Annotated in this window: 8 protein-coding genes; 6 read left to right on the top strand and 2 right to left on the bottom strand. The window is 67.9% G+C overall.

Features of this window, described 5'->3' with window-relative positions:
* Nucleotides 1-72: 72 nt before the first annotated feature.
* Nucleotides 73-2,766, bottom strand: a complete 2,694-nt coding sequence (locus tag ADL25_RS10520) for a transglycosylase domain-containing protein (RefSeq protein ID WP_059127395.1) — start codon at nucleotides 2,764-2,766, stop codon at nucleotides 73-75.
* A 373-nt stretch (nucleotides 2,767-3,139) separates the two neighbouring features.
* On the opposite strand from ADL25_RS10520, the gene ADL25_RS10525 reads away from it, so the two are divergent.
* The 4 genes from ADL25_RS10525 (at nucleotide 3,140) to ADL25_RS10540 (ending at nucleotide 7,000) form a co-directional block, all read left to right on the top strand.
* Nucleotides 3,140-3,820 (top strand): PadR family transcriptional regulator, encoded by a 681-nt coding sequence (locus ADL25_RS10525; protein ID WP_059127396.1) that lies wholly within the window; start codon nucleotides 3,140-3,142, stop codon nucleotides 3,818-3,820.
* Between the two features lie 44 nt (nucleotides 3,821-3,864).
* The gene (locus ADL25_RS10530) at nucleotides 3,865-4,947 is read left to right on the top strand and encodes an inositol-3-phosphate synthase (protein WP_059127397.1); all 1,083 of its coding nucleotides are present in this window, start codon (nucleotides 3,865-3,867) and stop codon (nucleotides 4,945-4,947) included.
* 90 nt (nucleotides 4,948-5,037) lie between these two features.
* On the top strand, nucleotides 5,038-6,330 hold the full coding sequence (locus tag ADL25_RS10535; protein ID WP_059127398.1) for an MFS transporter: 1,293 nt from the start codon (nucleotides 5,038-5,040) through the stop codon (nucleotides 6,328-6,330).
* An 85-nt stretch (nucleotides 6,331-6,415) separates the two neighbouring features.
* A complete protein-coding gene (locus tag ADL25_RS10540) occupies nucleotides 6,416-7,000 on the top strand; it encodes an LppU/SCO3897 family protein (protein WP_059127399.1) in 585 nt (194 codons plus the stop codon).
* A 123-nt stretch (nucleotides 7,001-7,123) separates the two neighbouring features.
* On the opposite strand, the gene ADL25_RS10545 is transcribed toward ADL25_RS10540, so the two are convergent.
* Complete coding sequence (locus tag ADL25_RS10545; RefSeq protein WP_059127400.1) at nucleotides 7,124-8,590, bottom strand: CCA tRNA nucleotidyltransferase; 1,467 nt, start codon at nucleotides 8,588-8,590, stop codon at nucleotides 7,124-7,126.
* A 244-nt stretch (nucleotides 8,591-8,834) separates the two neighbouring features.
* Between ADL25_RS10545 and ADL25_RS10550 the strand changes: the two genes are divergently transcribed.
* Entirely contained in the window at nucleotides 8,835-11,273 is a 2,439-nt protein-coding gene (locus tag ADL25_RS10550) for a DUF6049 family protein (RefSeq protein ID WP_059127401.1), read from the top strand.
* A 46-nt stretch (nucleotides 11,274-11,319) separates the two neighbouring features.
* A complete protein-coding gene (gene murJ, locus ADL25_RS10555) occupies nucleotides 11,320-13,641 on the top strand; it encodes a murein biosynthesis integral membrane protein MurJ (protein WP_059127402.1) in 2,322 nt (773 codons plus the stop codon).
* Nucleotides 13,642-13,661: the final 20 nt, after the last annotated feature.

The raw sequence follows: 13,661 nt of genomic DNA on the forward strand, positions 1-13,661 counted from the left end.
GTGTGGCGGCCCTTGTCCGGTCGGCGTTTCACGTGAAACAGAGCGTTTCACGTGAAACACACTCGGTGACGGCTACCCGTTTGGTCCTCCGAAGAGTCCGCCCCCGTTGTTCCCGTTGCCCCGGGTGTTCCCGTTGCCCGCGCTCTCCGTCGGCGATGAGGTGACGCCCCCCGTACCGCCGGTGTCGGTACCGCCGTTGTCGTTGCCGCCGTTGTTGTTGCCGCCGTTGTTCACACAGCCCCAACCGAAGTTGCCGCAGGTGTCGCTCGGCGTGGGCGGAGCCGTGAGCTGCGACTGCGTCGGCGTCGGAGTCGGCGACGGGCTCTGCGTGAGGCTCGGCGTGGGCGACGGGGTCACACTCGGGCTCGGGGCGGCGTTGACGACCTCACCGATGGGCTGGGGCGTCGGGAACGACTCCACCGGCTGCCCCTTGAGCGCCTGCGCCATGTAGTCGTGCCAGATCTCGGCCGGGAACGAGGCACCATGGATTTTGTCCTGGCCACCCGTTCCGTACATCTCCAAGAACGTGCGCGACTTGCTCTTCTCGTCGTCGTCCATGCGGTACATACCGATCGCGGTGGACAACTGCGGGGTGTATCCGACGAACCAGGCGGACTTGTTGCCGTCCGTGGTACCGGTCTTGCCCGCCACCTCACGGCCGGGGAGCCTGGCCGCGGTACCGGTGCCCTTGTCCACCACTGTCTTCAGGACGTCCGTCACATTGTCGGCGACGGCCGAGGTGTAAGCCTGCTTGGTCGCCTTGGTGTGCTGGTAGGTCGTTCCGTCCTTGCTGGTGACCTTGTCGACCGAGTACGGGTCGTTCTGCTTGCCGCTGGCCGCGAAGGTGGCGTACGCACCGGCCATGCGGATCGCGCTGGGGTCGGAGGTGCCGATGGAGAACGACGGGAAGGCGGAGCTGGCCAGGCTGCTGTCCAGGACACCCGCGTCCAGGACGCTCTGCTTGACCTTGTCCAGACCCACATCCATGCCGAGCTGGACGTAGACGGAGTTGACCGACTCCCGCATCGCCTCACGCAGGTCGATCTTGTAGTCAGGCGCGCGTCCCACCGACTCACCGCCGTCGTTGGTCTGCAGCCACTCCTTGTCGTCCTTGTCGGTCCAGACGGTCCCGTCGTAATTCTTGATCTTGAGCTTGTTCTTGCCGCTGTACAGGCTCTTCGGGGAGACGACCGTGCGTTCGTCCTGTGCCTGCTCCGGTCCGAGGTCCTTGTTGCGGACGCCCCACTTCATCGCGGCCGCCAGCACGAACGGCTTGAACGTCGAACCCACCTGGGCACCGGTCTGGTCGGCGTTGTCGGTGAAGTGCTTGGTCGCGTCCTCACCGCCGTAGATCGCCTCGATGGCACCGGAGGTCGGGTTCACCGAAGCGCCGCCGAACTGGACGAACTTGTCCGTCTTCGGACGCTGCTTGGGTTTGATGTTCGCCTGCTGGACCTTCTTCACGGCGGACTCGAGCTGGTCGATCTTCTTCTTCTGGAAGGTCGTGTAGATCGAGAGGCCACCCCGCTGCAGCACGTCCTGGGACACATGGGTCTTGTCGCTGTGGGTCACCAGATAGCTGTTGGCCAGGTCGACGAGGTAACCGATCTGACCGCTCAGCCGGGTGTTGGACCGCGGGTTCTTGGACTTGGGCAAGGTCGTGTACTTGGCCCGATCCGAGGCGCTCAGGTGGTTGTACAGGACCATCTTGTCCAAGGTGTCCTGCATCTGGCGCAGGGCACGCGCACTGTTGGCCGTCGGCGTGGCGGACGCGTCGATCGAGGTCGCGCCCGCCGGGTCGTAGTACGTGGCGCCCTTGAGCATCGCCGCCAGGAAGGCGCACTCACCCGGATTGAGCTTGACGGCGTCCTTGTCGAAGTACGCACGCGCGGCGGCCTGGATGCCGTAGGCGTTCCGGCCGTAGTACGCGGAGTTCAGGTAGCCGGCGAGGATGTCGTCCTTCTTGACGGTCGCCCCCACCTTGATCGAGATGAAAATCTCCTTGAACTTGCGGCTGACCGTCTGGGACTGGTCGTCAAGGCGCGCGTTCTTCACATACTGCTGGGTGATGGTGGAGCCACCCTGGGTCTGACCGCCGGTCGCCATGTTGAAGACGGCGCGTGCGATGCCCTTCGGGTCGATGCCGCTGTCGGTGTAGAAGGTCTTGTTCTCCTGGGAGATGACCGCGTACCGCATCGCCTGGGGAATCTGCGAGAGATTGACGATCTGGCGGTTGGTCTCACCGCCCGTCGCCACCATCTGGGTGCCGTCGGCCCAGTAATAGACGTTGTTCTGCGCCTGCGCGGTCTGTGCCACGTTCGGGACGCTCACCATGGCGTATCCGATGCCCGCGACTGCCACGAGGCTTCCTATGAAGCCGATGAACAGGCCGCTCACCAGCTTCCACGAGGGCACCCAGCGCGCGGCTCCGTACTTGCCCGCCCGCGGGTAGTCGATGAGGCGCTTCTTGCCGGGAGGTGTGGCACGCCCTCTGCCCCGCCCGGGCCCGTTCGGGCCGCCCGGCCCACGGCCTGGGCCGTCCGGGGTCCTGCGACGGCTGCCTCCACCTCTCTGGGCTGCCCGTCGGGCATCGGCTCGGCCACCGTACGGGCGCTCCTCACCTCCCACTCCATACTCATCGGAAGGAGACCCGGTGGCGCCTCGCGGTGCCGCGCGGCGGCCGGAGGACGACGCCGACTGGCCACGTCGGGCCGCGGCACGTCCGCCTCCTTGGGGCTGCGACGGTTTGCGACGGTGCTCGCTCATCGAACGATTACTCCTCGGGCAGGCGCATCCTGGCGCGCCTGGAAACGGCAGCAGGTTTCCGGTCCCCCCGAAGTACGGATGTGGTCGTTGTTGCATTCACCCGTACGGCACCGAGGACGAGGACGCCCTCGGGCGTCACTCGGTTCCCGGTGATGTGCATGCCGCACAGACTACGCACCGTCGAAACCCCCCGAGCCCCCAAGGTCACCCCAAATCAGGCAACTTGCCTCCACGAATCGGTGATGTGACCCCGTTCACCCTCGCCCCTCTTGTCGCACCCGGAGAGGCGTTCTATCGTGCTGATGTATCGAGTCGATACATCAGCACGAGATAAAGTCCGTGTGGACGAGTCAACGACAGGAAGGAGGCGCACATGAGCCGGCGTTCCGGGATCCTCGAGTTCGCCATCCTCGGCCTGCTCCGCGAGTCCCCGATGCACGGCTACGAGCTGCGCAAGCGACTCAATACGTCACTGGGTGTGTTCCGCGCGTTCAGCTACGGGACGCTTTACCCATGCCTCAAGACGCTGGTCGCCAACGGCTGGTTGATCGAGGAATCGGCCGGCACACCCGAGGACGTCCTCGCCGCACCGCTCGCGGGGCGGCGCGCCAAGATCGTCTATCGGCTGACGGCGCAGGGTAAGGAGCACTTCGAGGAGCTGCTCGCACAGACGGGTCCCGACGCGTACGAGGACGAGCACTTCGCCGCTCGTTTCGCCTTCTTCGGACAGACCTCCCGGGACGTGCGCATGCGCGTCCTGGAGGGCCGCCGCAGCCGCCTGGAGGAGCGCCTGGAGAAGATGCGTGCCTCCCTGGTACGCACCCGGGAGCGCCTCGACGACTACACCCTCGAGCTCCAGCGCCACGGAATGGAGTCCGTGGAGCGCGAAGTGCGCTGGCTGAACGAGCTCATCGAGAGCGAGCGGGCCGGACGGGATCTCAGAGGTTCCAACGCCGACGGTTCCGCTTCGAACAGCACATCTGGAGAGTCGGGCGGCCTGCCCCGGAACCGGGACACGTCCCGGCCGGATCCGTCCGACGACACCACCACGTGAGGTCCAGTCGGGGCTTCACCTCGCACACACAGGGAGCAACCGGAATGGGTTCGGTTCGCGTAGCCATCGTCGGCGTGGGCAACTGCGCCGCATCGCTGGTGCAGGGAGTCGAGTACTACAAGGACGCCGACCCGGCGTCCAAGGTCCCGGGTCTGATGCACGTCCAGTTCGGCGACTACCACGTCCGTGACGTGGAGTTCGTCGCCGCGTTCGACGTGGACGCCAAGAAGGTCGGCCTCGACCTCTCCGACGCCATCGGCGCCTCGGAGAACAACACCATCAAGATCTGCGACGTCCCGTCCACCGGCGTGACGGTTCAGCGCGGCCACACCCTCGACGGTCTCGGCAAGTACTACCGCGCCACCATCGAGGAGTCCGCCGAGGCCCCGGTCGACATCGTCCAGGTCCTGAAGGACAAGCAGGTCGACGTCCTCGTCTGCTACCTGCCGGTCGGTTCCGAGGCCGCGGCGAAGTTCTACGCCCAGTGCGCCATCGACGCCAAGGTCGCCTTCGTCAACGCCCTTCCGGTCTTCATCGCCGGCACCAAGGAGTGGGCCGACAAGTTCACCGAGGCGGGCGTCCCGATCGTCGGCGACGACATCAAGTCCCAGGTCGGCGCCACCATCACGCACCGCGTCATGGCGAAGCTGTTCGAGGACCGGGGCGTCATCCTGGACCGGACCATGCAGCTGAACGTCGGCGGCAACATGGACTTCAAGAACATGCTCGAGCGCGAGCGCCTGGAGTCCAAGAAGATCTCCAAGACGCAGGCCGTCACCTCCCAGATCCCCGACCGGGACCTCGGCGAGAAGAACGTCCACATCGGCCCGTCCGACTATGTGGCCTGGCTCGACGACCGCAAGTGGGCGTACGTCCGCCTCGAGGGCCGCGCCTTCGGTGACGTCCCGCTGAACCTGGAGTACAAGCTCGAGGTCTGGGACTCCCCGAACTCCGCCGGTGTCATCATCGATGCCCTGCGTGCCGCGAAGATCGCCAAGGACCGCGGCATCGGCGGCCCGATCCTGTCCGCGTCCTCGTACTTCATGAAGTCCCCGCCGGTCCAGTACTTCGACGACGAGGCCCGCGAGAACGTCGAGAAGTTCATCAGGGGCGACGTCGAGCGCTGAGCAGCCGCGCTCCGAGACCGGTCCGCCGGTTCTCATCGGGTCCCTGGGCCGCGCGCCCGGGGACCCGCGCAGTATGTGAGGCTGTGCCCCATGTCCGTCGTGCGCGACCTGCGTGTCCTTTTGCGCTTCCGGGACTTCCGGCGGCTGCTCACCGTGCGGCTGCTGTCCCAGGGAGCCGACGGCGTCTACCAGGTCGCGCTCGCCGCCTACGTCGTCTTCTCCCCGGAGAAGCAGACCTCGCCCGGGGCCATCGCCTCCGCCATGGCCGTACTGCTCCTTCCTTACTCTCTCGTCGGGCCGTTCGCGGGCGTTCTGCTGGACCGCTGGCGGCGCCGTCAGGTCTTCCTCTACGGGAACCTGTTGCGAGCCGTGCTGGCCTGCGCGACGGCCGTACTGATGCTCGGCCATGTTCCCGACTGGCTCTTCTTCGCATCCGCGTTGTGCGTCACCGCGATCAATCGCTTCGTCCTGGCGGGCCTGTCCGCGGCGCTGCCGCATGTCGTCGACGACGAACGTCTGGTCATCGCGAACTCGCTCTCCCCGACGGCCGGCACGCTCGCCGCCACCGCGGGCGGAGGGCTCGCCTTCGTCGTTCGCCTGGCGGCAGCGGACTCCGATGCGGCGGTGGTACTCCTCGGCGCCGCTCTGTATCTGGGTGCGGCACTCGCGTCGCTGAATCTGGCCCCGGAACAGCTGGGCCCCGACAAGGAGTCGGTCCCGCCGAGGCTCGGCACCGCCCTCGTCGGCGCCACACGCGACCTGGCAGCGGGCGTACGGCATCTCGGGGAACCTCCACGCCGGGAGGCCGCCTGGGCTCTGGGGGCGATGACGCTGATGCGGTTCTGCTACGGCGCGCTGCTCGTCCTGGTGCTGATGCTGTGCCGGTACGCCCTGTCCTCGGACTCCAGCCGTGGACTCGCCCTCCTGGGACTGGCCTTGGGGGTGTCCGGTGCCGGGTTCTTCGTTGCAGCGGTGGTGACGCCGTGGGCTGCGGGGCGCCTCGGCCCCGGCGGCTGGATCGTCGTGTGCGCCGCTGTTGCAGCGGTCCTGGAGCCCACGCTCGGTCTGCCGTTCGCCACGGGCCCCATGCTGGTGGCCGCCTTCGTGCTGGGGCTGATCACACAGGGCGCGAAGATCTCCACCGACACGATCGTGCAGCACGCTGTCGACGACGGCTTCCGGGGGCGGGTCTTCTCCGTCTACGACGTCCTGTTCAACGTCGCGTTCGTCGGCGCCGCGGGTGTCGCCGCCCTGATGCTGCCTCCTGACGGCCGCTCAGTCCCACTCGTGGTCGTGGTCGGGCTTGTCTACGCCGCCATCACTGTGGCTATGCACCGATTTGAACGCCTTAAGTGTCACATCAAGGCTACGGACCCCCGCTGAACTTCAGAGTTGTCAGTCCTCACCGGTAGCTTACGTGCGTCTTATTTCGCGCCATGCGCACCCACGTTCGAGGGGGACCCCCAAAGTGACCACTCCGCCGCCCCAGGGCTCGAATCCTTACGCCCAGCAGCCCACCGCGCCCATGGGGCAGCAGCCCGGCTACCCGGGGGTCCCGCCGCAGCAAGCCGGTTACCCCGGAGCTCCTCAGCAGGCCGGCCAGCCGGGGGTTCCACCGCAGCAGGGCGGCTACCCCGGCGTTCCGCCGCAGGGTGCGCCCTACGCACCGTTCCCGAACCAGGGTGGTCCCGCGCCGGTCCCGCCGCAGGCCGGTCCTGCCAAGCGCGGCGGTAAGAAGGCTCTGCGCATCGTCGGCGTCATCGTTGTTGCGCTCATCGTCGCCGGCATCAAGTTCGGCATAGGTTGGTTCATGACCGAGACGGATGCGGAGACCACGTCGGTGGGCTCCTGCATGCACAACGCCGGCACGGACAGCAGCGCCGACCTCAAGGAAGTCGACTGCTCCTCCAGCGAGGCCCAGTACAAGGTCGTCCAGAAGTTTGACGGCAGCAGCGACGAGAACAAGTGCCAGAACGTCGAGGCGGCGACGATCTCCTACATCCAGTCCGGTGGAGGCCACGACGTGGTGCTCTGCCTGAAGGAGACCAAGTAACGCCTCAGGCTGAGAACGACGACGGGGGCGATGTTTCACGTGAAACATCGCCCCCGTCGGGTTGAGGGACTTCGTCGCATCACGGGGTCATGTTTCACGTGAAACATGACCCCGTTCCACATCTCAGCTCTGCTCGGCCCACCAGTGCTTGAGTGCCGCCACCGCGGCATCGTGCCCCATCGGGCCGTTCTCCAGCCGGAGCTCCAGCAAGAACTTGTACGCCTGACCCACAACCGGCCCTGGGCCGACACCCAGGATCTCCATGATCTGGTTGCCGTCCAGGTCGGGGCGGATCGCGTCCAGCTCCTCCTGCTCCTGGAGCTGGGCAATGCGCTCCTCCAAGCCGTCGTAGGCCCGGGAGAGCGCGGCCGCCTTGCGCTTGTTGCGAGTCGTGCAGTCCGACCGGGTCAGCTTGTGGAGGCGGTCGAGGACCGGACCGGCGTCACGCACATAGCGGCGTACGGCGGAGTCGGTCCACTCGCCGGCGCCATAACCATGGAAGCGCAGATGTAGCTCGACCAGACGTGAGACGTCCTTCACCAGGTCGTTGGGGTACTTCAGCGCCGTCATCCGCTTCTTGGTCATCTTGGCGCCGACCACCTCGTGGTGGTGGAAGGAGACCCGGCCGTCGTCCTCGAAGCGTCGCGTCCTGGGCTTCCCGATGTCATGGAGCAGTGCGGCAATCCGCAAGGTCAGGTCGGGGCCGTTCTCCTCCAGTGCCATCGCCTGTTCCAGCACGATCAACGTGTGGTCGTAGACGTCCTTGTGGCGGTGGTGCTCATCACGCTCCAGCCGCAATGCGGGAAGCTCCGGAATGACGCGGTCGGCGATCCCGGTCTCGACCAGCAGCCTCAGCCCCTTGCGCGGGTGGGCGGAGAGGATGAGCTTGTTCAGCTCGTCCCGCACACGCTCGGCGGAGACGATCTCGATGCGCCCGGCCATCTCCTTCATGGCCTCGACCACCTCGGGAGCGACCTCGAAGTCCAGCTGGGCGGCGAAGCGGGCGGCCCGCATCATGCGCAGCGGGTCGTCCGAGAACGAGTCCTCGGGGGTCCCGGGGGTACGGAGCACTCGGGCGGCGAGGTCACCGAGACCGCCGTACGGATCGACGAACTCCTTCTCGGGCAGCGAGACGGCCATCGCGTTGACCGTGAAGTCCCGACGGACCAGATCTTGCTCGATGGAGTCGCCGTACGACACCTCAGGCTTGCGCGAGGTCCGGTCGTAGGCCTCGGACCGGTAGGTCGTCACCTCGATCTGGAAGCGCTGCACCACGTCGCCGACGCGGGCGTCCTTCTGCGCGCCGACCGTACCGAAGGCGATGCCCACGTCCCACGTGGCATCCGCCCACGGCCTCACGATCTTCAGAACGTCCTCGGGACGGGCATCGGTCGTGAAATCGAGATCATTGCCCAGACGCCCGAGCAGGGCATCCCGCACCGAGCCGCCGACCAGGGCGAGCGAGAACCCGGCGTCCTCAAAACGACGGGCGAGATCGTCGGCGACGGGGGACACCCGCAGTAGCTCGCTCACTGCACGGCGTTGCACCTGGTTCAGGGCACTGGGATTGTCTTCGTTGGCGTTCGGCACAGCAGAAAAGGGTACGTGGCCGGGACGCGGGCGGGCGCCCCCATTAAACGGGCACGAGCGTCCGGTGAACATGCACAAACATCCCCCCTGGATGTTTACTCGTATCTCAGTAGATAAAGGGCAGCCGGACGCCCGGTACGGATCTTGGGGCACGGACCGCGGCACTTCCCTTCCGCGCGCATCGTTACCATGCGTGGACGCACATTTCGACGACCACTGACGACGACGAGGGACGGGCGAGCGCGTGGCCGAGGCGGCAGACTTCCAGGGGATGAGTCCCTCACCTGCCCGTCGGTGGCTCCGGCGCACCGGAGCGCTGCTCGCGGGCGCGCCTCTGCTGGCAGGCCTGCTGCAGCTGCCCGCAAACCAGGCCGCTCAGGCCGCCGAGAAGGGCTCTCCGGCGCAGGCAACCGGTTCCCGCACGGTCAGCGTCTCCGTCGACTCTTTGACCCCCAGTACGCCGACCGACCGCGACACCCTGACCGTCTCCGGCACGGTCACCAACAACGGCAAGCAGTCCGTCACGGACGCGCATGTGGGTCTGCGGGTCGCTCCGACCCCCCTGTACAGTCGCGCGGCCATCGCCGACGCTGCCGACCGGACCGGATACCGGCCGGGCTCCGACGGCTCCGAGCTGGGTGGCAAGTACGTCACCGAGTTCGACAAGCTCGCCCCCGGTGTCTCGCAGCCCTTCAGCATCTCCGTTCCCGTCGAGGACCTGGATCTCGGGTCCGACGGGGTCTACCAGCTCGGTGTCTCGCTCTCCGGTGAGACCGCCTCACAGCCCTACGAGCAGGTGCTCGGCATCCAGCGGACCTTTCTGCCGTGGCAGCCCGACGGCGCCTCCACCAAGACCAGGACGACGTTCCTGTGGCCGCTGATCTCCGGCGTCCACATGACCGCGGAGTCGCTTCCCAACCAGCAGCAGACACCCGTCTTCCAGAACGACGACCTCGCCCGGGAGCTCGCTCCGGGCGGGCGTCTCTCCCAGCTCCTGTCGCTCGGCAAGGACCTCGACGTCACATGGGTGATCGACCCGGACCTGCTCGCCTCGGTGGACGCCATGACGGGCAGCTACAGCATCAAGGGCGAGGGCGACAAGGTCACGGCGGGCAAGAACCAGGCCATCGCCAAGCAGTGGCTCTCCGAGCTCGAGAAGGCGGTCCAGGACAAGGAGGTCGTCGCGCTCCCGTTCGCCGACCCCGACCTGGCCTCACTGGCGCACAACGGCAGGAACGTCACGGGCTCCCTGAGCCACCTCAAGGACGCCACGGATGTGGCGTCCAGCACGGTGGAGACCATCCTCCACGTGAAACCCGACACGGAATTCGCCTGGCCGGTGGACGGCGCGATCGATCCGTCGATCGTCAAGGTCGCCACCTCCGCGGGCGCCGACAAGGTGATCGCCCGCAGCGACAGCCTCCAGGACGATCAGCTGTCGTACACGCCCACGGCCGCCCGCCCCATCGGCGGCGGAACGACGGCCGTGGTCGCGGATGCCGGCCTGTCGACGCTGTTCCGGGGTGACATGACCTCGGCCGCGGACTCCACCCTCGCCGTGCAGAAGTTCCTCGCCCAGAGCCTGATGATCAACCTGCAGAAGCCCGACAGGGCCCGCAGCATCGTCGTCGCTCCGCAACGGATGCCCTCCGCGGACCAGGCCCAGTCGATGGCGCAGGCGGTGCGGACCCTCCAGGGAGGCGGCTGGTCGCTGCCCGCCGATCTGTCGGATGCCGCCAAGGCCAAGCCGGATCCGGGCGCCACGACCAAGGTGCCGTCCGTGTCCCGCTACCCCTCGTCGCTGCGCAAGGCGGAGCTGCCCCAGTCGGCGTTCCAGCAGATCGAGGAGACCCAGGACAAGCTCGACAGCTTCAAGGTGATCCTCAGCGACCCCTCCCGGGTCGTGACCCCCTTCGGACGGGCGATAGATCGCTCCGTGTCCACGCAGTGGCGAGGGCACGTCACCAAGGCGTCGACGTTCCGCCAAGGCGTGGAGGCGTACCTCGAGCAGCTCACCAGCCAGGTCAGGCTGATCCAGAAGTCCGAGACGAAGCTCTCCGGTCGCAGCGCCACTATCCCGGTCACGGTCCAGAACAACCTGATGCAGGGTGTCGACCATCTGGTACTGCGACTGACCTCGCAGCAGCCGACCCGACTGAAGATCGGCAACGGCCCCTACTCCGAGCAGCCCATCACCGTCTCGGGCGGCCACAGCCAGTCCGTGAAGTTCACGACCACGGCCAACGCCAACGGCCGGGCCGCCGTCGTGGCCCAGCTCTTCACGGAGGACGGCCGTGCCTACGGCCCTGCCGTCACCTTCGATGTGAACGTCACCGAGATCACGCCCACGGTGATGCTGGTCATCGCCGGCGGCGTCCTGCTGCTGGTGCTCGCCGGATTCCGCATGTACACCCAACGCAAGAGGCTGGCCGCACGGCGGGCCGAGGAAGAGCAGAAGGACGACCCCGACGGCCCGGACGGCGCCTCGGAAGAGGGCGGTCTGAACGGGGCCGGGGACGGGACCGTAGACACTGGGGGCGGCGAAACCTCGGCGAGGACACCGGGAGGGGAGTCGGACGCGGAGACCGGGGCAGACGACCGGGAGCAGCCGAGTGACCCGACACCGGACACCGCAACGGAAAGCGCCGACCCGTCCGGCGCGGGTGAGAGAGTGGACCGTTGAGCGATGTCGTGGCCGGTGGGCCTGCTGACAATGAGGTGGGGTAACCATGAACGCGCCGTACGACGGTGACCGCGGCCAGGGTGCTGCGGGCAGCCAGGGCTACCCCGAGAGCCCGCCGCCGCACGAGCCCGGTCAGGTGCACGCGCAGCCCCCGGCGGACATGTACCTCCAGGACGCCTACGACCAGGACCCCTACCGCGCGCAGGACCCCTCCGCCCAGGACCCGGTGGCCGAGGCGCTCTACGACCGTGCCGCGCACCCGCCGCCGCCCCCGGGCGCGTACCAGCCGCAGCAGCCCCTGTACGGGCAGCCTCCGGCCTCGCAGTACGCACCGGACCCGCGCGTCTGGGCCCAGCCACCGGCGCCGGAGCCCGAAGGGCCCTCGCAGTACCTTCCGTACGGTGACGACCCCCGCACGACGCAGTTCGTGGGTGTCGACGACCTGGTGACGCCGACCGGCGAACAGCACCAGGAACGGGACGCCTTCGCCCACCTCTTCCGGGACCAGCAGCAGGGCGGCGGCCGACCGTACGCCGAGCCCCCGGCCGCTCCCGGCGCCCCCACCGCGCCCTACCCCGGCCAGAACCCGGCGGGGCAGTACCCGGGCCAGGCGTACGCCGCGCCCGCGCCCCCGACGGCGGGGCCTTACTCTCCGGGCCCCGCCCCGATGACACCGGGCATGCCGTCCACCCCTGCGCCGGCTCCCGAGCCCGCGCCCGCACCTGCGGCGAAGAAGGGCGGGCGGGCCTCCGGCCTGCTGAAGTCCAGCGCGGTCATGGCGGCGGGCACGATGGTCTCCCGCCTCACCGGCTTCATCCGCTCCGCACTGATCGTGTCGGCGCTGGGCCTCGGTCTCCTCGGCGACTCGTTCCAGGTCGCCTACCAGCTTCCGACGATGATCTACATCCTCACCGTCGGCGGCGGTCTCAACTCCGTCTTCGTGCCGCAGCTCGTCCGCGCGATGAAGGAGGACGAGGACGGAGGCGAGGCGTATGCCAACCGGCTGCTGACCCTCGTCATGGTGGCACTGGGTCTGCTCACCGCACTGGCGATGCTCGGCGCGCCCCTTCTGGTCCGCGTCCTGTCCGTCCCCGTGGCCAACGACCCGGCCGCCAACGAGGTCGCCGTCACCTTCACCCGCTACTTCCTGCCCTCGATCTTCTTCATGGGCATCCATGTGGTGATGGGGCAGATCCTGAACGCGCGCGGCAAGTTCGGCGCGATGATGTGGACCCCGGTCCTCAACAACATCGTGATCATCGTGACGCTCGGGGCCTTCATCTGGGTCTACGGCACCGCCGCGGACTCCGGGATGACCGTCCACACCATCCCGCCGGACGGCGAGCGGCTCCTCGGAGTCGGTGTGCTGCTGGGACTGGTCGTCCAGGCCCTGGCGATGATCCCCTACCTGCGGGAGACCGGCTTCCGCCTCCGGCTGCGCTTCGACTGGAAGGGTCACGGCCTCGGCAAGGCCGCGATGCTGGCCAAGTGGACGGTCCTGTTCGTCCTCGCCAACCAGGCCGGCGCCATGGTCGTCACCCAGCTGTCCACCGCCTCGGGCAAGGCGTCCCCCGTCAAGGGCACCGGCTTCGCCGCCTACGCCAACGCCCAGCTGATCTGGGGCCTGCCGCAGGCGATCATCACCGTCTCCCTGATGGCGGCCCTGCTGCCGCGGATCTCGCGCTCGGCCGCCGAGGGCGACGGCGGAGCGGTCCGGGACGACATCTCCCAGGGCCTGCGCACCACGGCCGTCGCGATCGTGCCGATCGCCTTCGGGTTCCTCTCGCTCGGCATCCCGATGTGCACCCTGATCTTCGGCTCCTCCGGCACCGACGCGGCCACGAACATGGGCTTCATGCTGATGGCCTTCGGCCTCGGCCTGATCCCCTACTCCGTGCAGTACGTCGTCCTCCGCGCCTTCTACGCGTACGAGGACACCCGCACCCCGTTCTACAACACGGTCATCGTGGCCGCTGTGAACGCGAGCGCCTCGGCCGTCTGCTACCTGGTCCTCCCGGCCCGCTGGGCCGTGGTCGGTATGGCGGCCTCGTACGGTCTGGCGTACGCGATCGGTGTCGGCGTCGCCTGGGCCCGGCTGCGCAAGCGGCTGAACGGGGACCTGGACGGCGCGCGGGTGGTACGGACGTACGCACGGCTGGGGATCGCCTCGGTGCCGGCCGCTCTGCTGAGCGGCGCGGCCTGCTACGGAATCGGCCACTCGCTGGGCCAGGGCGTCGGCGGCTCGTTCGCCGCCCTGCTCGGCGGTGGTGCACTGCTTCTCGGTGTCTTCTACGTCGCCGCACGGAAGATGCGCATCGAGGAACTCAACTCAATGGTCGGCATGGTCCGCGGGCGCCTGGGGCGCTGAGGCGGGGGTACGCGCACAAC

Origin of the sequence: Streptomyces sp. NRRL F-5122, from assembly GCF_001507435.1 — a bacterium.
Classification (GTDB): Bacteria; Actinomycetota; Actinomycetes; order Streptomycetales; family Streptomycetaceae; genus Streptomyces; species Streptomyces lannensis.